The organism is Massilia sp. LjRoot122, assembly GCF_964252725.1.
In the GTDB taxonomy this organism is placed as follows: Bacteria; Pseudomonadota; Gammaproteobacteria; order Burkholderiales; family Burkholderiaceae_D; genus Telluria.
Genome location: NZ_CAXUPB020000001.1, coordinates 3,630,307 through 3,652,209, shown reverse-complemented (window position 1 = coordinate 3,652,209; position 21,903 = coordinate 3,630,307). Strand labels below are relative to the sequence as shown.

General features: G+C 66.9%; 12 protein-coding genes. 4 read left to right on the top strand and 8 right to left on the bottom strand.

Annotated elements, in window-relative coordinates; all coding sequences use genetic code 11:
* Positions 1 to 21: 21 nt before the first annotated feature.
* The 3 genes from ACSQ25_RS15910 to ACSQ25_RS15900 all read left to right on the top strand — a co-directional run bounded on the left by ACSQ25_RS15910 (position 22) and on the right by ACSQ25_RS15900 (position 8,285).
* The gene (locus tag ACSQ25_RS15910) at positions 22 to 3,807 is read left to right on the top strand and encodes a TonB-dependent receptor (protein WP_436106645.1); all 3,786 of its coding nucleotides are present in this window, start codon (positions 22 to 24) and stop codon (positions 3,805 to 3,807) included.
* Between the two features lie 233 nt (positions 3,808 to 4,040).
* Positions 4,041 to 7,199, top strand: a complete 3,159-nt coding sequence (locus tag ACSQ25_RS15905; RefSeq protein WP_436106644.1) for a TonB-dependent receptor — start codon at positions 4,041 to 4,043, stop codon at positions 7,197 to 7,199.
* 72 nt (positions 7,200 to 7,271) lie between these two features.
* Entirely contained in the window at positions 7,272 to 8,285 is a 1,014-nt protein-coding gene (locus tag ACSQ25_RS15900) for a glycoside hydrolase family 43 protein (protein ID WP_436106643.1), read from the top strand.
* A 43-nt stretch (positions 8,286 to 8,328) separates the two neighbouring features.
* Here the strand turns inward: ACSQ25_RS15900 and ACSQ25_RS15895 are convergent, their stop codons facing one another.
* Complete coding sequence (locus tag ACSQ25_RS15895; RefSeq protein ID WP_436106642.1) at positions 8,329 to 9,996, bottom strand: sodium:solute symporter family transporter; 1,668 nt, start codon at positions 9,994 to 9,996, stop codon at positions 8,329 to 8,331.
* 322 nt (positions 9,997 to 10,318) lie between these two features.
* Here ACSQ25_RS15895 and ACSQ25_RS15890 point away from each other — a divergent pair, with 322 nt between their 5' ends.
* The gene (locus ACSQ25_RS15890) at positions 10,319 to 14,146 is read left to right on the top strand and encodes a beta-galactosidase (RefSeq protein WP_436106641.1); all 3,828 of its coding nucleotides are present in this window, start codon (positions 10,319 to 10,321) and stop codon (positions 14,144 to 14,146) included.
* Between the two features lie 71 nt (positions 14,147 to 14,217).
* On the opposite strand, the gene ACSQ25_RS15885 is transcribed toward ACSQ25_RS15890, so the two are convergent.
* The 7 genes from ACSQ25_RS15885 to ACSQ25_RS15855 all read right to left on the bottom strand — a co-directional run bounded on the left by ACSQ25_RS15885 (position 14,218) and on the right by ACSQ25_RS15855 (position 21,810).
* Entirely contained in the window at positions 14,218 to 14,634 is a 417-nt protein-coding gene (locus tag ACSQ25_RS15885; RefSeq protein WP_436106640.1) for a hypothetical protein, read from the bottom strand.
* 226 nt (positions 14,635 to 14,860) lie between these two features.
* On the bottom strand, positions 14,861 to 16,258 hold the full coding sequence (locus ACSQ25_RS15880; protein WP_436106639.1) for an FGGY-family carbohydrate kinase: 1,398 nt from the start codon (positions 16,256 to 16,258) through the stop codon (positions 14,861 to 14,863).
* Between the two features lie 17 nt (positions 16,259 to 16,275).
* Entirely contained in the window at positions 16,276 to 17,316 is a 1,041-nt protein-coding gene (locus ACSQ25_RS15875) for an ABC transporter permease (RefSeq protein WP_436106638.1), read from the bottom strand.
* Positions 17,313 to 18,305 carry an ABC transporter permease gene (locus ACSQ25_RS15870; RefSeq protein ID WP_436106637.1) on the bottom strand — a complete coding sequence of 331 codons (993 nt, stop codon included), beginning with the start codon at positions 18,303 to 18,305 and terminating at the stop codon, positions 17,313 to 17,315. Before ACSQ25_RS15870 ends, ACSQ25_RS15875 begins: the two co-directional genes overlap by 4 nt.
* A gap of 2 nt (positions 18,306 to 18,307) precedes the next feature.
* Entirely contained in the window at positions 18,308 to 19,873 is a 1,566-nt protein-coding gene (locus ACSQ25_RS15865) for a sugar ABC transporter ATP-binding protein (RefSeq protein WP_436106636.1), read from the bottom strand.
* A gap of 72 nt (positions 19,874 to 19,945) precedes the next feature.
* Positions 19,946 to 20,911 carry a rhamnose ABC transporter substrate-binding protein gene (rhaS, locus tag ACSQ25_RS15860; RefSeq protein ID WP_436108089.1) on the bottom strand — a complete coding sequence of 322 codons (966 nt, stop codon included), beginning with the start codon at positions 20,909 to 20,911 and terminating at the stop codon, positions 19,946 to 19,948.
* A gap of 38 nt (positions 20,912 to 20,949) precedes the next feature.
* Positions 20,950 to 21,810: a DeoR/GlpR family DNA-binding transcription regulator gene (locus ACSQ25_RS15855; RefSeq protein ID WP_436106635.1), complete on the bottom strand. Its 861-nt coding sequence runs from the start codon at positions 21,808 to 21,810 to the stop codon at positions 20,950 to 20,952.
* Between the last annotated feature and the right edge of the window lie 93 nt (positions 21,811 to 21,903).

Below are 21,903 nucleotides of genomic sequence, written 5' to 3'. Positions count from 1 at the left end.
GACAGACAACATGGAGGAGAGATGGCAGCATATTCCCAAGCTGGTTTCCCAGTAAAACGCATCAGCCAGGCCGTGGCCATGGCATTGGCCTCGCTGGTCGCAGGCGGCGCCTACGCGCAGCAGGCTGCCACGTCGCAGGCATCGTCGACCGCAGCTGCCGCTGCGCCGGAAGGCGCGGTCGAGACAGTGCTGGTGGTCGGCTCGCGCGAATCGCAGCGCAGCGCCATCGCGCGCAAGAAGAACGCCGCCACCGCGCAGGATTCGATCATCGCCGAAGACGTCGGCGCCTTCCCCGACCGTAACGTCGCCGACGCGATTTCGCGTATCGCCGGCGTGGCCGTCGACCGCGGCGAATTCGGCGAGGGCATCAGCGTGTCGATCCGCGGCAATGGTCCGGAACTGACCCGCGTCGAACTGGACGGCATGGGCGTGCAGCAGGCCGGCGGCGCCGACATGTTGGGCGGCATCACGGCCGGCGCCGACACCTCGGGCGGACGCGCGGTCGAGATGCGCCAGCTCTCGTCGGACCTGATCAAGAGCGTGGACGTGGTCAAAGGCTCGACCGCCGACATGACCGAAGGCTCGCTGGGCGGCGGCGTGCGCATCCAGACCCGCAACGGCCTCGATTTCAAGAAGGACTACCTGTCCTTCCGCGTGGCCGGCCAGCAGAATTCGCTCAACAAGAAGAAAAACCCGAACCTGAACCTCATCGGCGTCAAGAAGTTCATGAACGACCGCCTGGGCGTGCTGGTCAACCTCTCGAAGAGCAAGGTTAACCAGGAAGCCCACTCGATCAACCAGGGCGGCACCAATGGCCAGGTCGGCAAGGTCCGCCTGATGGACTTCGACAACTCGCCGGAGAAGACGGTTGCGCTGCGTCCAGATACCCTGAACCTGAACGACGAGGCCTCGACCACACCCTTCTACACTTCGCCGTACAGCAACGCGGCGATGGGCAACTGGGTCAGCATGACGCCGAAGGACGTGCTGGAAGGTTCGGCCGCGGCCAAGACCAAGGCCGAGTGCTACCAGAAATTCCCGCTGCTGCCGGCCAGTGTGGCTTCGCAGATCAACAGCGCCAACAACGGCCGCACCAATGCCCAGAACATCACCCAGCTGGCGCTGCTGAGCTGCCTGGGCCAGTGGAACGACTGGACTCCGAGTAATACCCGCTACTTCGTCAACCGCTGGAACGACGAGCGCACCAGCGGCGACATCCGCCTCGACTTCAAGGTCAGCGACGCGCTGAGCATTTATGCCAAGCATAGCCGCAGCAAGGGCGAAGTCACCTCCTACAGCACCAACCTCGGCTACGGCGGCGTCGCCGTCAACCCGGGCAACGTGCGCGGCCCGAACGGCTTCAGCGGCCCGGCCTCCTCCGACATCATCTCGGCCACCCAGTTGCCCAACGGTGCCTGGGGCACGCGTGTGCTGAACCCGGCGTCGGGTTACTACGCGTATCCGAACGAACTGACCTACCGCAGCACCGGCGCCGTGAACGGCGCCGTCTCGAACGTCAACCCGGCCTCGGTCGTCGTCGACAGCAAGCACCACCTCACCGGCTTCCAGTTCGCGGACGGTGTCTACGGCGTCGACAACACCACGATCACGATCGGGACCAAGTCCAGCTACACCCAGGCCGGCGGCATCTTCAAGAAGGGCATCGTGCGCGCCGAGTTCCTGGTCGGCGATTCCAAGTCGGACTTCTACCGCTATGAGAAGCGCATGGGGCAGAGCGCCTACCTCGGCCCGACCAATGCCACGATCCTGCCGAACGGGATCTGGAACTACACGCCGACCGGTTCGGTGGACCTGAGCAACCCGAACAACTGGCTGACCCTCGGCACGCAGGCCCCGGTCACCGCGTCCGCGCCGAGTTTCAGCTCCCCGGGCAGCGCCGCCTACACCTCGGCCCAGCTGCCGCGCGTGAACGGCGCCACCACCCTGGCGTTCCAGAATCCACGCATCAACGAGTCCTACGAGAAGACGGCCAAGCTGGATGTGGACATCGCCACCGACGAGTACATCCCCTTCGTCCCGTCGCTCAAGGTCGGCTACAACCGCCGCAAGAGCGGCTACGATGCCTGGTCGACCGGCGGGCCGACGCTGCAGGACGCGGTTGGCACCTTTGGAACTCCCGGCTACATCCCGGGCGTCTACGTCTCGACCAACAACCTGCGCACCACCTTCCAGGTCTGCGAAGACACGCCGGGATCGCTGGCTGCGGGCGGCAGGCCTTGCCAGTACGGCTACAACCCGAGCACCGACCCGCGCTCCGCGCGCCAGGGCGCGATCGTCATCTCGCCGGAGCAGTACCGCCAGATCTTCAACCAGGCCTACACGGTGCAACCGACCGCGCAGTTCTATGCGGGCGACAAGGACCGTCCGGACAGCCTGGTCAACGGCTGGACCGAGTTCGACATCGACAAGGTCTATGCGCTGCTGGGTGTGCCGAACTACAACCTCGACTGCATCAAGAGCTGCGTGGGCAGCGACGGCAAGATGTATGACCAGCCGAAGAACTCGATCATGGAAACCGTCGATGCCGGCTACATGATGGCCAACTTCGAGGTCGACCGCCTGCCGTTCACCCAGCGCGCGCTGCCCTTCGGGATCGTCTTCGACGGTAACGTCGGCGTGCGCGCCGTGCGCACCAAGGTGGTGGGCAGCGGCCAGCTGACCTTCCGCTCGATTGTCCCGACCGCGTCCTACAACCCGCTCGATCCCAACAACGCGAACGGCATCAGCACCCGCGTGTACCGCAAGGAAACCGCGATCAATGCGAGTACCACCGATTACCTGCCGTCGGCCAACCTGAACACCTGGCTGATTCCGGAAAAGCTGGTCCTGCGCTACAACTGGGGCAAGACCATCGCGCGCCCGGTCGCCGGCCGCCTGATCCCGAACGGCACCTGCGAATACGACGGCCGCAAGCTGACCGAGCTGGATGACGACGGCAGCGAAGTCGCCATGCGCTGCACCGACATCATGGGTAACCCGGAGATCAAGCCGCTGACCAACCATAACCAGAACCTGTCGCTGGAATGGTATGCCAACCGCGACATCATGCTGGCAGGCGCGGTCTACAAGCAGGAAGGCATCACCGGCGCGCCGACCCTGATCGAAACCGTCGACAACGTCAAACCGTTCGCCGGCTCCGACGCGGTCGATCCGCAGACCGGCAAGCCGCTCGCCGACCTGGTCTTCACCCAGCGCCGCTGGACCAACCAGATCCCGTTCACCCGCAAGGGCTTCGAAGTGTCGGCCAAAGTCGGCTTCACCGTCCTGCCATGGTACCTGCGCTATACCGGCGTGGACGCGAACTACACCCGCAACAAGTCGACCCTGACCGGCGCGGCGATGCGCGACCTGATCACCGGCGACATCCTGCCGGTAGCGGGCGAGCCGCGCCACTCCTGGAATGCGTCGGTATGGTACGACGATGGCGCCCTGTCGATGCGCGTCGGCCTGCAGGTGAAGGCCTCGACCTTCGAGTGCACCTCCGGCTGCAACGGCACCTCGATCAACAACTATCCGGCGGTCGGCATGACCACGGTGCGCTTCCCGACCTACCTCCCGGGTACGCCGGTGTTCCGTGTGGATACCCGTTACGTGGACGCCAAGATCGGCTACCGCTTCAACAAGAACGTCGAGTTCTTCCTTGAAGGCCGCAACCTCGGCAAGACCCACACCGGCCGGAATACCGGCGGTTACTCGGACTTCGCCAACGGCACGCCGAACGTGTACACCGACTCGTTCGCCGGCAGCACCTACATGGCAGGCCTGAACTTCAAGTTCGGCGGCTGATCGTCGCGTAGGGCAGGAGGCCAATGGCCGCCGCATTCGCGGCGGCCATTCTCGTTTACAGGTCCCCGTGCACCAAAAAATCACTTGGTTGATCGTTTCATGGTGTATTTGCACCGGGAATGATCAGTTTGATGATTCTTTCGGTGCGCGGTGGATCGTCGCGATCCTGCACGCATAGAATGTTTTCAAGGCCAAGCCGTACCTCAAACTACAGAGCCCATGGAGACAATTCGATGAAACGAGCCACGATCAGCACGCAAGTGCTTCATCCGACCTGCTGCGCCCGCGCAGTCGCCGCAGTGATCACCCTCCTTGCCGCACAAGCCGCGCTGGCCCAGGAGACTACCCAGCCGCAGGCGGCCCCCGCCGCACCGGCATCGCAGGGTGCCGCCGACAGCGCGCCGCCCGCAGCGGCCGTCGTCCACATCGCCGGCACCCGCCAGTCGGTGGCATCCGCCATCAGCCGCAAGAAGAACGCCGGCACCGTCTCGGATTCGATCGTGGCCGAGGACATCGGCCAGTTCCCCGACAAGAACGTGGGCGAAGCGCTGTCGCGCGTCACCGGCGTGCAGCTGTCGCGCGATTTCGGCGAAGGTACCCAGGTGGCGATTCGCGGCGTCGAGCCGGACCTGAACCGCGTCGAGATCAACGGCATGTCGGTGCTGGGTACCAGCGGCGGCGCCGGCCGCGGCGCGGAACTGCGCGAACTCGCGTCCGAGCTGATCGGTTCGATCGACGTCTACAAGGGCATCACCGCCGACATGACCGAAGGCGGCGTGGGCGGCACCGTGCAGGTCACGACGCGCAAGCCGCTCGACTTCAAGAAGCCGACCATCGGCACCAGCATCGCGGCCGAGCACTCCACCTCGCGCGGCGGCGTCCAGCCGCGCGGCAACCTGTACATGGCCGACAAGTACCTGGACGGCAAGCTGGGCCTGATGGCCAACTTCGTCTACGACAAGGTCCTGACCCAGAACGACTACGCGCGCAACACCTCCTGGCGCTTCATCCAGGACTGGGACGCTTCGCCCGAGAAGACCGTCAACAGCATCGATCCGGCCGTCGCCGCCGTCGGCAGCGCCGCCGCCTGCGCCACCTCCGGCCTGAGCGCCGCCCAGCAGACCGCCTGCCGCAGCCAGTGGTTCGACTACTCGCCGGGCATCGCCCGCTACGGCATCTGGACCCGCGACCACAAGCGCTCCTCGGGCGAGGTGACCGCGCAGTACGCGTTCAGCAAGGAGTTCAATGCCTATCTCACCTACCAGGCGAACACCCAGAGCCAGCGCCTGAACGACCGCAACTTCGGCACCGACTTCGCGAGCGCCACGCGCCTGGCCAACAGCGGCCGTGCGCCGGTCTACAATGCCGCCACCGGCGTGCCGAGCGCCGCCGGCGCCTGCACGGCGCCGACCGGCGCCACGCCGGGCATGGTGGTCGCGAACCACCACGTCACCGAATACGTCGTCGGCTCCTGCCTGTTTGCAGCGGGCCAGGGCGGGCAGGGCGCCTTCAGCACCTCGGCGCGCGACTTCCAGCTCGACATCGACTCGCGCTATGCGTCCTCGGGCTTCAATTTCAAGCGCGGCGCGCTCGAAGTGGTCGGCCTGCTCGGCACGTCGAAGTCGCTGTACGACAGCAACAGCAACAGCGTCGTGCTGACCCAGAACGCGCCGGGCCTGAAAGTGGCGCTCGGCCCGGACAGCATTCCACGCTTTAGCTTCCCGGCCGGCTACAGCCCGGATAGCCCGACTTCCTACGTCCAGGCCCAGCTCCAGTACCGTCCGAGCGAAACCGAGAACAAGGAACACCAGGCCAAGCTCGACTTCAAGTACCGCCTCGCCACCCCGTTCTTCACCAAGGCCTGGTTCGGCGTCCAGGCGCGCAAGGCCAGCTCCGAGCAGTACAACGGCGGCGGCTACCTGGCCAGCAACGGCGCCAACCTGAACTCGACCGCCGACGACATCAACGTGCGCGGCGCCAACGTGAACCAGACCGCGGTCTACGATCCGCTGTACACCGGCTCCGCCCAGCGCCCGAACGACACGCAGAGCTTCATCAACTCGAGTTTCAGCACCCGCTACCTGAACGCCGCCCAGATGGCTGCGCTGGTCAGCGCCGTGCAGGGCCGCTCGCCCGGCACCTTCTTCAGCGGCTACGACAAGGTCTCCGGCCTGCCTTCTGGCTGGATGTCGCCGGTCTACGCCAACGCGGCGCCGTTCTTCGATACCACCAACTTCAACCACGCCTACCTGCGCAATGCGCCTGGCAGCGACGGCAACATGTATGCGCAGATCCCGGCCTTCGCGATCGACGAGCGCATCGCGGCGACCTATCTGCGCCTCGACTATGCCACCCAGCTGATGGGCAAAGAAGTGGAAGGCAACGTCGGCGTGCGCTATACCCGTACCCGCGACCGCTCGACCGGCCTGGCGCGCTACTCGGTGCGCACCGCCACCGCACCGGGCGCATCGACCTTCACCGACGTCGTGATCAGCAATTCGGTGGCGACGGTCGAGAACACCTACAACGACGTGCTGCCGAGCTTTAACGGCGCCGTCTGGCTCATCGACAACAAGCTGGTGACCCGCGTCGGCTGGGCCAAGGCGATGGCGCGTCCGCGCATGGACTTCCTGGCCCCGAACGCGACCTGCATCCGCGGCAGCGGCAACCCGCAGTTCGGCGGCGACGGCAACGACGACTGCACCGCCGGCAATCCGGACCTGAAGCCCTACCGCTCGACCAACACCGACCTGAGCTTCGAGTACTATCCGGGCCAGGACAGCCAGCTCTCGCTCGCCTTCTTCAAGAAGGACATCTCGAGCTATGTGATGGAACGCGTGCTGACCCGCGGCGTGGACCTGTTCAAGAACGGCGAGCTGTTCGACGTGACCCAGCCGGTCAACGGCGAGGGCGCCACCACCAAGGGCGTCGAGATCGCCGGCCGCACCGCGCTGACCTTCCTGCCGGGCTGGCTGAGCGGCTTCGGCATCGATGCCAACTACACCCGCATGAACTACAAATATGCGAGCGGCACCGAACGCCTGAACGTCCTCGACAACACCGTGCTGCCTTACCCGGGCATGTCGAAGAATGCCTACAACCTGTCGCTGTGGTACGACCAGGGCCCGATCAACGCCCGCGTCGCCTACAGCTACCGCGACCGTTTCTTCACCGGCAACAACGACGTGTCGGGTAACCCGGTGTTCGAGGCCAAGACCGGCTACCTGGATGCGAAGATCCAGTATCGCTACAACGACAACATCACCTTCGCCCTGGAAGGCAAGAACCTGACGGACGAAGTGAAACGCACCGACGCCGGCGAAAGCATCCGCCTGAACGAACTGGCCTGGGCTGGACGCCGCTACTACTTCACGGTGTCGGTCAAGCTTTGATCGCCTTGTAAAGACTCCTGTTCCGACTTGCCAGTCATCTCGCGATGACTGGCTTTTTTCATTGTGAGAGCCATGTACCCGACTGCCAACTTCGCCGCCGGCGCCTTGCTGGCGCTGCTCGCTGTCCCTCTACCGGCCGCCGCGGCCGAATCCGGTTTCGCCAACCCGCTGGTGCGCCAGCGCGCCGACCCCCACGTCACCCTGCATGCGGACGGCTGGTACTACTTCACCGCCACCGTCCCCGAGTACGACCGCCTCGAACTGCGCCGTGCGCGCAGCCTGGACGGTCTCGGTGCGGCCGAGGCGAAGACGGTCTGGCGCAAGCACGGCAGCGGCGAGATGGGCGCCCACATCTGGGCGCCCGAGCTGCACCGCATCGACGGCAAGTGGTACCTGTACTTCAGCGCGGGGCGCGCCGACAAGGTGTGGGAGATCCGGCTCTACGTGCTGGAGAACAGCGCCGAGAACCCGCTGGAAGGGGAGTGGGTCGAACGCGGCCAGCTGCGTACCGGATGGGAAAGCTTCGCCCTCGACCCGACCAGCTTCGTGCACCGCGGCCAGCGTTATTTGTCATGGACGCAGCGCGCGCCCGACGGCGGCAAGGCCACCAATATCTACCTGGCGAAGATGGATGGACCGCTGGCGATCCGCCAGCCGGCCGTGCTGCTGACGCGGCCGGAGCACGCCTGGGAGAAAATCGGGCACGAGGTCAACGAGGCGCCGGCGGTGCTGGTCAAGGACGGCCGGGTCCTGATGACGTATTCGGCCAGCGCGACCGACGCCAACTACGCGCTCGGCCTGCTGACGGCACCGGTCGATGCCGGCCTGCTCGATCCGCGTTCATGGACCAAGTCGGCGCTGCCGGTGCTGCGCAGCAGCGCGGCCACCGGCCAGTATGGCCCTGGCCACAACAGCTTTACCACCAGCCCGGACGGCAAGACCGACATCCTGGTCTACCATGCGCGCAACTACCGCGACATCGTGGGCGAGCCGCTGCGCGATCCGAACCGGCATACGCGCGCGCAGGTGATCCGCTGGCGCGCGGATGGGATGCCGGAGTTCGGGGAACCGGTCGCGGACCGGTAGGAGAAATGCAGGGTGGCCGGCTATGCCGGCCACCCGTTCATCGTTACCACCAGGCGGCGTAGACGATCACCAGGATCACGCAGACTACCGCCGAGCCGAAGGCGAAACCAGGCTCGACGCGGAACAGGCTGCGGTCGACCTTGACGATCGTCGATGCCGGCTGGCGGCCCAGCAGGCTGATGATGGCCATGCCGATCACGATCATCAGGAACACGATCAGGGTGCGGTCCAGGAACGGAATCTCGTACACGCCGCTGCTGTTGGGGACCGCGAAGCCGATCGGCGCCAGGAAGGACAGGTTCACGAAGTCCGGCAGGAACTTCAGCACGATCGACAGGCCCACGCTGGCGATGGCCGCGAACATCGCGGCGGCACCGTTGGTGCGGCGCCAGAAGAAGCCGAGCAGGAACATGGCGAAAATACCCGGCGAAACGAAGCCGGTGTATTCCTGGATGTACTGGAAGCCGCCTTTCTTGTCGATGCCCATCAGCGGGGCGATCGCCACCGCGATCGCCATCGCGACGACCACCGTCACGCGCCCGATCCAGACCATGTGGCGCTCGCTGGCCTCCGGACGGAACTTGGGACGGTAGATGTCGAGCGTGAAGATGGTGGCGATGCTGTTTGCCTTGCCGGCCAGCGAAGCCACCACGGCGGCAGTCAGGGCGGCGAAGGCGACGCCTTTCAAGCCCTCGGGCAGCAGGGTCAGCAGAGTAGGGTAGGCACGGTCGGGATTCAGTTCACCGCCCGGACGCAGCGAGTCGCCCAGCACGCCGCCCTGGTCGAGCGCATAGGCGGCGATGCCCGGCAGGACCACGATCACCGGCATCAGGAGTTTCAGGAAGGCGGCGAACAGCAGGCCCTTGCGCGCGACCGGCAGGCTGGCGCCGAGGGCGCGCTGGGTGATGTACTGGTTGCAGCCCCAGTAGCTCAGGTTGACGATCCACATGCCGCCGATCAGGGTGGACAGGCCCGGCAGGTCCATGTAGTTCGGGTTGTCGCGCGAGAGCACCATGTCGAAGTGGCCGCCGGCACGCGCGAACAGCTCGCGCACGCCCACCATCGCGCCTTCGCCGCCGGCCAGGCGCGCCACCAGGTCGAGCGCGATCCAGGTGGTGACCAGGCCGCCGATCACCAGGCAGAACACCTGGATCACGTCGGTGTAGCCGATCACCTTCATGCCGCCCAGGGTGATGATGGTGGCGAACACCGCCAGGAACAGCATGCAGGGCAGCACGCCGATGCCGACCATGCTGTTGATCGCCAGCGCACCCAGGTAGAGGATCGCGGTCAGGTTGACGACGATGTACAGGGCCAGCCAGAACACGGCCATGACGGTGGCCACCCCGGGTCCGTAGCGCTGCTCGAGGAACTGGGGCATGGTGTAGATGCGGTTCTTCAGGTAGATCGGCATGAAGAACACCGCCACGATGATCAGGGTGGCGGCCGCCATCAGCTCATAGACGGCGATGGCCATGCCGATCCGGAAGCCGGAGCCGCTCATGCCGATGAACTGCTCGGCCGAGATGTTGGACGCGATCAGCGAGGCGCCGATGGCCCACCAGGTGAGCGAGCCTTCGGCCAGGAAGTAATCGTGCGATTCCTTGCCGGAGCGGTTGTGGCGGCGCCGGTAGATCCAAATGCCGTAGCCGGCGACGACGAAGAAGTAGAACAGGAAGACGGCTGTGTCGAGGGTGGAGAACGAATTCATGTGATAGCGGTGTCTCGTCTTGGAACGGTGCGGGCACCTTCCTTGTTGTCCTGCCGGTGGACCAGCGCCCCGGCGGGCGGCGCACCAGGCATGGGCGCCGCGGCCCAATCTTTGCATAGCCGGGCCGGTGTGCGCAAGCCGGGGCGAAATACTCATCCGTTTGATCGCTTTGAGCGCTCCCCGGTCATGGCGGATCCCACCGATCAAGGCCCTGATTCTTTCGCGGCCAGGCTGATCGATTCGCGGCGCAGCACCTACAATGTCCGGGGGCGCCGGACACCCGAGGATGGACCGCGCCACCGCATAAAACAAAGGAGACACCTTGCCGATCACTTTCCACGCCAGGCCCTCGCTCCTGGCCATCGCACTTTCCGCCGCCACCCTGTCTGGTTCGGCCGCGGCCCAGGAGCTGGGCATCCCGCAAGGCTCAGGACTGCAGGCAGGCGCCGCCGCCGCCCAGGCCGCGAGCAAGTCCGGACAGGTGGTCCTGATGCCCGCGCTTACCGCGGGCGCAGCCAATACGCTCAGCGTGCTGTCCTCCCAGGACGGCGCGAACTTCGTGTCGCTCGCCTCCGAGACCTGGTCGCCGCCATCCGGCCGGCTGACCGATCCCACCCTGGCGCGGCATGCCGACGGCCGCTACGTCCTGGCCTACGCCAGCGGCGCGCCGGGCACGATCGGCCTGGCCACCTCGCAAGACCTGCGCCGCTGGGAGTTCCAGCGCGAGATCAAGCTCGGCGCCGGCCAGGCGCGTGCACCGGCCTGGCTGCGCGGTGCCGACGGCCGCTTGCACATGATCCTGACCCTGCCGACAGCCAACGGCGGGCAGGGCGCATATTTCGTCACGCCGGATGACAAGCTCACCGGCTGGGGAGCGCCGGCGCCGCTGCGCGGCCTCGACACGGGCTACCTCGATACCGTGATCGCGGCCGACGGCGGCGGCTATGTCGCCGTGGCGCGCGAAGAACGCAGCGGGCGCCTGGTGCTGGCGCGCGCCTCTGAGCTGGGCGGACCGTGGCGCATCGAGCCGCAAGCGGCGCTGGGCGGCCTCGGCGCCAACCTGAAGGTGGCCGGACTGGTGCGCCTGGGCGCCACCTTGCGGCTCTACACGCGCAGTGCCGACGGCAAGCGCGCCTGGTTTGCGGACAGCCAGGATGGCGGCCGCAGCTGGAGTGAACAGGGCCGCGTGAGCGGCACGGCTGCGATGGCATCGGGCTTCGGCGCCGTGGCCGAAGACGCGAAGGCCCTGGCCGCGGTCACCGCGCCCAAGGGCCGTCCGAAGGCGGTCAGCTGGGACCAGTATTCGCTGAAGATCGACGGCAAGCGGGTCGTGGTCTGGTCGGGCGAGATCCACCCGTTCCGCCTGCCGAACCCCTCGCTGTGGCGCGACGTGATCCAGAAGATGAAGGCCCTCGGCTTCAACGGCGTGGCCTTCTATTTCGACTGGGGCTACCATTCGCCGGCGCCCGGCGTGTACGACTTCTCGGGCATTCGCAACGTGGAGCGCGCGCTGCAGATCGCGGAAGAAGAGGGCATGTACATCATCGCCCGCACCGGCCCCTACGTGAACGCCGAGCTGACCGGCGGCGGCTATCCCGGCTGGATGTTCCGCAGCCGCGCCGAAGCCCGCACCGACGACCCGGTCTACCTGTCGGCGGTCGACGAGTGGATGACCCAGATTAACGCCATCATCGCGCGCCACCAGGTGACGGATGGCGGCGGCAACGTGATCGCCTACCAGCTCGAGAACGAGCTGGGCAAGGTCGAACCCAAGCACGTGCGCCAGATGGAACACCTGGCGCGCAAGGCGCGTGCCGACGGCATCAAGGTGCCCTTCTTCCACAATGCGGCCGGCCGACTGCCCGACTGGGCGCCGAAAGGCGCGAGCGCACCCTGGGCCAACCCGGGGCCGACCGACATCTATGCCTTCGACGGCTACCCCGGCGGCAGCTGCGACGTGTTCGCCAACCCGGCCGGCGCCAACAAGGCGCCGGACTGGGGCATCTACGCGACCGGCACCGGCAAGGTCGGCTCCCTGACCTCGCCCGGCACCCCCGGCTTCGCGGCGGAACTGGGCGGCGGCTGGTTCGACTACTGGGGCTCGAACGGTACCTATGCCTGCACCGCCGAACGCCAGGGCAAGGGCTACCAGCGGGTCTTCTACGGCACCAACCTGATCAACCGCATCACGATCCACAACGTCTACATGACCTTCGGCGGCACCTCCTGGGGCTGGCTCGCCGGCCCGGTCGTGTACACCTCCTACGACTACGGCGCGCCGATCTCGGAAGACCGCGGCCTGCGCCCGAAAGCCCAGGCGCTCAAGCAGCAGGGCATGTTCGTGCAGGCGGCCGAAGCCGTGCTGGCCGAGATGGACAAGGGCCCGCAGCTGGCGCCCGCCACCGCCAACCTGAAGCTTTACCACAACGTCAACCGGCGCCTCGGCACCCACGTGATCTTCGCCGCCCACAACCCGACCGACGGCAAAGGCGAGGAATCCTTCAAGGTCCAGCTGGCCACGCGCGACGGCGACTACACGATCGCCTCGACCTTGCGCGGCCAGGATGCGCGCATGCTGCTGGCCGCCTACGACATGGAGCGCCAGCGCCTGGTGTATTCGACCTCCGAACTGCAGACCCACTTCCGCAACGGCGAGCGCGACATCGCCCTGCTGCACGGCCGCGACGGCATCGCGGGCGAAACCGTGCTGCGCTACAGCAGCGCACCGACCGTGGAAGTGCTGGCGGGGCAGGTCAAGTCGCGCTGGGATGCCGCCAGGGGCGACCTGGTGCTGAACTACATGCACGACGGCCTGGCGCGGGTGCGCATCTCGGGCGGCGGCAGGGCGCCGATGCTGCTCCTGCTGGCCGACGAGCAGACCAGCCAGCGCTTCTGGACCCAGGAGACCGGCGCCGGCAAGGCGCTGCAGCTCACGCCGGCGCTGGTGCGCTCGGCCAGCCTGGCCGGCGGCAAGCTGGCCTTGAGCGGCGACGCGAGCGAGGACAGCCCGATCGAGATCTGGGGCCCGGCCTTCGAGGCCGCCAGCTTCAATGGCCAGCAACTGTTATTGACCCGCCAGCCGGACGGCAGCGTCCGTGGAGGCACGGTGAAGGGACCGGAGGCGGTGCGCCTGCCCGACCTCAAGCGCCTGGCCTGGACCCGCCGCGTGGACAGCCAGGAAGCCGCGCCGCGCTTCGACGACAGCGCCTGGGTGCAGGCCGACCGCCGCGCGTCGGCGGCACAGACCTGGACCATGCCGGAACGCGGCCAGCCAACCCTGGCGATGAGCGACTACGGTTTCCATCATGGCGACGTGTGGTACCGCGGCCGCTTCACGGCAACGGACCCGAAAGCCAACCAGCTGGAACTGTTCTACGGCGCCGGCGGCGCAGGCCTGGTCCAGGTCTGGATCGACGGCCGCTACGTGGGCCAGCACGAACTGGATACCGGCCGCTCCTTCCCGGAAACCACCGACAGCATCAAGCTCTCGCTGGGCGCGCTGCGTCCGGGCGAGCACGTGATCTCGGTCATGGTGCGCAACAACTCGCACAACTGGAACCTGATGGCGGACGACTACCACCGCGAGGCGCGCGGCCTGATCTCGGCCTCGCTCACCAGGCGCGGCGGCCAGCGCTTCGCGGTGCCGATCGCCTGGCGGATCCAGGGCCGTCAGGGCGGTGAGGAGCTGGTGGACCGCGTGCGCGGACCGATGAACAACGGCGGCCTGTATGGCGAGCGCCAGGGCTGGCACCTGCCTTCCGCACCCGCGCAGGGCTGGCAGGCAGCGCGGCCGGCCGATGCGCCGCCGGCGCCGGGCACCTACTGGCTGCGCACCAGCTTCAAGCTCGACCTGCCGCGCGGGCATGACATCCAGCTCGGGCTGGCCTTCGGCGATACCAGCAAACCGCGTTCGGAGCGCGAGAACCGCGCGCTGATCTTCGTGAATGGCTGGAATATGGGACAGTTCATCGCCCACGTCGGCCCGCAACGGACCTTCGTGATTCCGCCGGGGATTCTGAACCCGAACGGCGAGAACACGGTGGCGCTGGCGGTGACCACCGACGGGCGCAAGGAGAATGCGCTCGAACCGGTCGAGCTGGTGAAGCTGCGCGCGGTGCGCGGCGGCGTCGATCTCGAGATCATGCAGTGACATGCGGGCGCCACCTGCTTGCCGATATCGCAAGCAGGTGGCCGCCCGTTCCGCACACCTCCATCAGCTCCTCAGCGCTGGGCCATCCTGGATTCCAGCACGATGCGCTGGCCCAGGCGCAGGTCGGGCACATAGCTCATCCGCATATCGTCGCCGTCACCACGGTTGAATTCCATGGTCACGTTGCCGTCACCGGAAACAAAGCGGTAGGGTGCGACCGCGGCCAGGCGGATCGGCTGTTCGTCGTCGATGGTGGCGTCGATGTAGCGTGAGGTAGTGGAAACACGCAGGTTCCAGCCATTCGACATATCGTAAGCGCCGGAGATTTTCCGTGCTTCAGTGGGGCGGATCCGCACGACCTTGGCGGGCGCGCTCACCTGCACCGAAGCGATCGGCGCGGTGTCGGGCGGCGGATAGGACATTGTTTGGGCATCCGCGCCGGTGGCGATCAGCAGCAGGGATGCGGGCAATAGGAGGAGGGGGCGCATGATTGTTCCTTCACGAAGGGAGAATGGCCTTCGGAGCGGGCGTCGCGCCGGGCGGCGCGGTGTCGGGACCTTGGGGATGATTCAGTCTAGGTCGCCGCAGGCGGCCTGCAAGGAAGAAGGCAGACGCATCACGAAACAATCTCGTTCCATGAAAAGCGAGACCGGCCCGATATGATTCGATTTCGGCGCCGGATGGCGCCTTTTGAATCGTGACCCGCGGCTGCCCTCAGCCGGCGGCAGCCACCGGCGCGCCGGCCTGCTGCACGGCTTCGCGCCACTTTGCGCGGTAGGCTTCGAGTCCGGCGAGCGCGCGCGGCGCCTTGAACACGCTGGCGCCCGGCGGCGTCGCGTCGCGGTAGCGCAGCAGCCAGCCGCCGCAGGTGGTGCCGCTGGCGTCGTCCGAATAGCTCAGCGCCTGCTGGGGGCGCAGTCCGGCCAGCAGGGGACCGAACCAGGGATTGGCGGTGAAGCTGCCTTCGACCGTGATCGGGCCGCGCGCGCCCAGGGCGTCGAGGCAATAGTCGGTCATCAGGACGCAATACAGGGTGGCGAGCGCGAAGCGTTCGCCGGCGTCGACCGGCGCCCGGCCCTCGATGCTGCCGGCGCGGCCGGCGAAGGGACCGCCGCTGTCGGCGAAGCAGGGGAGGGCCATGCTGCCGCGCGCCACCATCTGCTCGAGCTGCAGGTAGGAGCAGCTGGCCGGCTGGTCGCCTGCCAGCGCCGCGAACTCGCGTCCGCCCATGAAGCGCATGCAGGCCACCGGCTGGCCCAGCGCATTGGTATTGGCCAGCATGTCCGCGTCTTCGCGCAGGCCGTCCAAGCTTGTTCCGAAGGCGGCGGCGATCAGCCAGGTGCCGGTCGAGAGCACGGTGCGCGGAGCGGCGGCGCCGTCGCGGCCCAGGTAGCGCACCAGCGAGGCATTGCTGTCGTGGATGCCGCACAGGACTTCGCAGTCCGCCGGCAGCCCGGTCGCTTCCGCGACCTCGGCGCGCAGGGTGCCGAGTGCGGCCCAGGGCGCGGCAATGGGGGGTAACTTCGACTCCCAGCCCATGCGCTCGACGAGCGCGGAATAATCCTGGCGCACCGGGTCCCACATGTCGGTATGGCAGCCGAGCGAGGTCGCCTCGCCGGCCGCGACGCCGCACAGGCGCCAGGCCCAGTATTGCGGGTACATCAGGATGTGGCGCGCGCGCGCGAAGTCTTCCGGGTGGCGCTGCTGCAGCCAGGCCAGCTGGCGGCCCAGGTTCAGGCCGGCCGGCAGCAGCGGCGAATAGGTTTCCGCATACGGCGGGCGCAGGGCCGCGTAGTCGAGATCGGGAAGCGCCGCTTCGTAGTCGAGCACCGGCAGCACCAGGCCTGCGTCGTCGACCAGGGCGGCGGTGGCGCCGTGGGTCACCGGCACGATTGCCGAGACCTGGGCCCGCCTGGCGAAACCGCGGCAGGTCGCCAGCATCCACTCCCAGATGCCGTCGGTGTCGTGGTGCGGGTAGGGGCCGTCGCGCAGGATCGCGTTCGGGCGGCGCTCTTCGGCGATCATGCGCCCAGCGGCGTCCACCAGGGCCAGCTTGACGTTGGTCTTGCCGATGTCGAGAACGATGAGGGCGTCGCCCGTCCTTGCTTGCATGTGATACGGTTCCTGATTCAGTGGCGGGTCGGTTTGCCGCGCAGGAGGCGCGACAGGGCGATGGTGGCCAGCAGCAGCACGCCGACCACGATGGTCATGTAGATGCCCGGGACGTTGGCCAGGGCCAGGCCGTAGGTCACGGCGCCCATGGTCAGCACGGCCAGCATCACGCCGCCGATGGTGCCGGCGCCGCCCGAGATGCTGACGCCGCCCAGGATCACCATGGTGATGATCTCGAGCTCCCAGCCGGTGGCGATGTTCGGACGGGTGCTGTCGATGCGGCCGGTCAGCAGGAAGGCGGCCAGGCCGGCCATCGCGCCGGTCAGCATGAACAGGCCAAGGCGGTAGCGGTCGACCGCGATGCCGGAGAAGCGCGCCGCGTCCGGGTTGTTGCCGATCGCGTAGATGCGGCGGCCCGTCGAGGTCCAGTGCAGCACCAGCGCGAACAGCAGGGCGAAGCCGAGCAGGATCACGAAGGAGCGCGGCACCATGCCGAAGAACACGCCCTGGCCCCAGTCGGCCATCAGCTGCGGGTAATTGGTAAAGGCCTTATCGCCCAGCACCACGCTGCCCAGGCCCCGGTAGAGCGAGAAGGTGCCGATGGTGACGACGATCGAAGGCAGCATGAAGCGGGTGACCAGGAAGCCGTTCAGCCAGCCGCACACCAGGCCGGTGCCCAGTGCGACGAACAGCAGGCTGCCCGCGGGCGCGCCGGCCTGGTGGGCCAGGCCCATCGCCACCGAGGACAGCGCCAGCGTGCCGGCCACCGAGATGTCGATCTCGCGGCAGATGATCAGCAAGGCCATCGGCAGTGCGATCAGGGCCTTTTCGCTGAAGTTGGCGGTGCCGTCCAGCAGGTTGTAGGGGTCGAGGAAGTGCGGCAGCGTCACGCCGCCGGCGACGAACACGGCCAGCAGCAGCAGGGCCAGCAGGCTTTCCCAGCGCTTGACGAGGTGGCGCAGGGCCGGCTTCTCGCGGTCCAGGATGGTGTAGCGGGACGTGGTCACGGCGTCGACTTCGGTCTGGGCCACGGTCTGTGCAATGGTGGTCGCGTTCACGCAGCGCTCCTCAGGTTGTCAAGCTTGTGCAGCGGCAGGATCTGGCGGCTGCGGTTGCGGTTGCCGCGGGCATTCATCAGGACGGCAACCAGGATCACGGCGCCGGTCAGGGCGCTCTGCCAGAACGGCGACACCTGCAGCACCGGCAGGGCATTGCCGATCACCGACAGGAACAGCGCGCCCAGCATGGCGCCCAGGACCGAGCCGACGCCGCCGGCGATGCTGACGCCGCCGATCACGCAGGCGGCGATCACGGTGAGTTCGAAGCCGTAGGCGATCTCGGTGTAGGCGACGGCGTAGCGCGCCACCCACAGGTAGCCGCACAGGCCGGCGACCATGCCCGACAGGCCGTAGGTCCAGCACAGGCGCTTGGCGGTCGGGATGCCGATGTAGGCGGCGCAGTGCGGCGCATTGCCGATTGCATAGAGGTCGCGCCCGAAACGGGTGTGGCGCGCCACGAAGGCCATCGCCAGCACGGCGGCCAGGGCGATCCACACCAGGTGCGGCAGGCCGAGCAGGCGCTCGAGCGGGAAGGCGACGAAGCCGGCCGGCATCTGGTGCGCCGAGACCCAGGTGCCGCCCGACAGCACGAATACCAGGCCGCGGTAGACGCTCATGGTGCCGAGCGTGACCACGATCGGCGGCAGCCCCAGGAACCCGATCAGCCAGCCGTTGACCAGGCCGAGGGCCAGGCCGGTGGCGGTGGCTGCCAGCATCACAAAGGCCAGCGGCAGGCCGGGATTGGCTGCGGCCAGCATGGCGGCCACCATGCCCGACAGGGCCAGGGTGGAGGCGACCGACAGGTCGATGCCGCGCGTGACGATCACCAGCATTTGCGTCAGCGCCAGCATCACCAGCAGGGTGCTGTCGGTGAGCAGGTTGGCAAGCGACTGCATGCTCAGGAATACGGGGGCGCGCATGCCGACCAGCAGCACCAGTGCGACGACCATGAGGGCGAGCAGGGGCTCGCGTTGTTTAAGGATGTTCATATTCATGCTGCTACCTCGGTTGCGGCGTCGAGGTCGACGCCGGATGCCGCCGCGACCACGGTTTCAGGCGTGGCGTCCGCGCGGGCGAATTCGCGCACCACGCGGCCCTGGCGCATCACGACCACGCGGTCGGCCAGGCCCAGGACTTCGGGCAGTTCGGACGAGACCAGGATCACGGACAGGCCGCGCGACACCAGCTCACTGATGAAGCGGTGCACCGCGGCCTTGGAGCCGATGTCGATGCCCTTGGTCGGCTCGTCGAGGATGATGACCTTCGGCTCGGTGGCCAGCCATTTGCCGAGCACGACCTTCTGCTGGTTGCCGCCGGAGAGCTCGGCGACGTGCTGGTTCAGGTGGTGGGCCTTGAGTTCGAGCTGTTCGGCGAAGCGGCGTGCCACTTGGGCTTCGGCGCGGCGGCGGGTGAAGAAGCCGAACTTCGACAGGATCGGCAGCGTGATGTTGTGCTGGATCGGCAGGGTCAGGTGGGCGCCGTGCTGCTGGCGGTCTTCCGGCACGTAGGCCAGGCCGTGGGCGATCGCCTCGCTCGGGTTGCGGAAGCGGGCTGCCGCGCCTTCCAGGCGCACGTTGCCCCGGACATTGGACGTGAGGCCGAACAGTGCCTGCATCACTTCCGAGCGGCCGGCGCCGACCAGGCCGTAGAAGCCGAGGATCTCGCCCTTGCGCAGGCTGAAGCTGACGTCCTGGAATTCGGTCGGGTGGCACAGGTTCTCTACTGTCAGCAGGGGCGCGCCGATCTCGACCTGGGCCTTGGGATAGGCCTGGTGCACCGCGCGGCCGACCATCAGGGCCACCAGTTCCGGCTCGGTGATGTCGGCCAGGCGGCCTTCGGCCACGAACTGGCCGTCGCGCAGCACGGTGTAGCAGTCGGCCACTTCGAAAATCTCGTCGAACTTGTGCGAAATGAAGATGACGGCGGTGCCGGCGGCCTTCAGCTGGTCGATGATGCGGTACAGCTCGCGGATTTCGCGCTGCGACAGGGCGGCGGTCGGCTCGTCCATGATCACCACGCGCGCATCCTGCGACAGGGCGCGCGCGATTTCCACGAAGTGGCGCTGGGCCACCGACAGGTCGCGCACGCGGGCGCGCACCGGCAGGGCCACTTCGAGGCGGGCGAACAGGCGTTCGGCTTCGGTTTCGATGTGGGCCCAGTCGACCCGTTTGGCGGCGCCGCGGGTCGGGTGGCGTCCGACGTAGATGTTCTCGGCGACGGTCAGGTCGTCGAACATGACGGTCTCCTGGTGCACGGCCGTGATCCCGACCGCCATCGCCTCCTGCGGGCTGCCGAAGCTGACTTCCTTCCCGTCGAGTAGGATGGCGCCGGCGTCGGGGCGGTGGATGCCGGTCAGGGTCTTGACCAGGGTCGACTTGCCGGCTCCGTTCTCGCCGATCAGGGCCATGACTTCGCCCGGACGGATGCTCAGGCGCACGCCGTTCAGGGCATGGACGCCGTTGAAGCGCTTGGTGATGCCGGTCAGCTGCAGGACTGGGGCATCCGATGCTTCGTTTGCGCGGCGTAGGGGAGGGCTTGTCAGTTCGGTCACTGGCATACGGGTGTCGCTTAAGGTGAAAGGCGCCGCGCGGGATCTCGGTGAAATTCGCACGCGCGGCGGTGGAGCCGCTTAGAACAGTTTGGCGAACTTGTCGACGTTCTCGGCGTTGTAGGTGAACGGCGGGCCCATGGCGGCTTCGCCGTTGGCATCCAGGATCACGCTGCCCATGCGGCCGACCGAGACGCTGGCGCCGGTTTCGGCTTTCGCCTTGCCCTTCACGAATTCGTGGGCGGCGAAAGTGGCGGCGTAGCCGAGGTCGATCGGGTTCCAGATCGCGAATTCGCGCACCGCGCCGCTCTTGACGTGGCCGGCCATCTCGGACGGCAGGCCGAGGCCGGTGACGAAGACCTTGCCCACCAGGCCTTCGTCCGCGACCGCCTTGCTGGCGGCGACGATGCCGACCGTGGTCGGGGCGATGATCGCCTTCAGGTTCGGGTGGCTGCGCAGCAGGCCGATGGCTTCGCGGTAGCTCTTGTCCGACTGGTCGTCGCCATACACCGTGGCGACCAGCTTCAGGTCCTTGTATTCGGGCTTTTCCAGGGTCTTCTTCATGACGCCGATCCAGATGTTCTGGTTGGTCGCCTGGGCCGAAGCCGACAGGATCGCCAGCTCGCCCTTGCCGCCCAGTTCCTTGGCTGCCATCTGGATCTGCTTCTCGCCGATCATTTCCGGATTCGACGGGTTCAGCTGCATCTGGCGGCCTTCCTTGGCCAGGCCGCTGTCGAAGGAAATCACCTTGATCCCGCGCTGCATCGCCTTCTTGGTGATCGGCACCAGCGCGTTCGGGTCGTTGGCCGAGATCACGATGGCGTCGACCTTCTGGCTGATCAGGGAGTTGATGATCTCGATCTGCCCTTCGGCGCTGGGCGTGGTCGGGCCGGTGTAGATCACCTCGACGCCGCCGATCTGGCCGGCGGCTTCCTTCGCGCCCTGGTGGGCGGCGTCGAAGAAGCCGTTGCCGAGGCTTTTCACGACCATGGCGATGCGGGTCTGTTCCGGTTTCTTCTCAGCGCAGCCGGCCAGGCCGGCGAGCATGCCGACGGCAGCCGCCGCGAGCAGGATTTTTTTGATCTTCAATGCGAAAGCTCCATCAGGTCAGCGGACTGCAGGTCGTACTGCGGGGTGTAGCGTGTAGCGCCCAAGGCGATTGGCTCGCCGTCGGGTTCGACGGTGACCACCTTGACGCCGTACTGCTCGAGCAGCTGCACGGCCTTGTCGGAGGCGTTGGTATCGGTGATGACGGTGGACACGCGGTCCAGGCCGCACAGGATCAGGCCGGCCTTGCGCGCGAACTTCGAGCTGTCGGCCAGCACCACCAGTTCTTCCGCCTGGCTGATCAGGCGCTTCTCGGCCTGGATCAGGAGCGGATCGGCTTCCATCAGTCCCAGCAGCGAGAGGCCATACACGCTCATGAACATCTTGGTGGCGTAGTGGTGCTGGGTGATGTCGTTATCGAAAGGCGACAGGATCACGTTCTGCTCGCGGTAGACACGGCCGCCCGGGACGATGATCTCGTTTTCGCTCGATACCAGCAGGCGCTCGGCCATCAGGAAGGAGTTGGTGAGGATCTTGAGGTGCTTTTCGGTCAGGAATTCGGCCATCATGAAGGTGGTCGTGCCGCCGTTGATGATGATCGTTTCGCCGTCGCTGCACATGCCGGCCGCATGGCGGGCAATGGCCCGCTTGCGCGCCGCGTAGCACTGGATGTTGTTCTGGAAGGTTTCGCTGGTCAGCGAGAACTGGCGCGTCTTCGGCAGCAGGTTCTCGGCGCCGCCGCGGGTGCGGGTGAGCAGGTTGCGGCCGGCGAGCCAGCTGATGTCGCGACGAACCGTCGCCGGGGATGCGTTGAGCCATTCGACAAGCTGCTGGACCGTTGCCGTCTGATGCTCGGCAAGCAGCTTCAGCAAACGCTTGCGGCGTTTGTGATTCACCATGTTGTCTCCTCCGAAAGCCGTCTGTGTATGTGCGGCGTGTCGTCCGTCGTTCCTGATGGAATCGCGGCGTGTTTGAAAAGTATTGATCAAGCA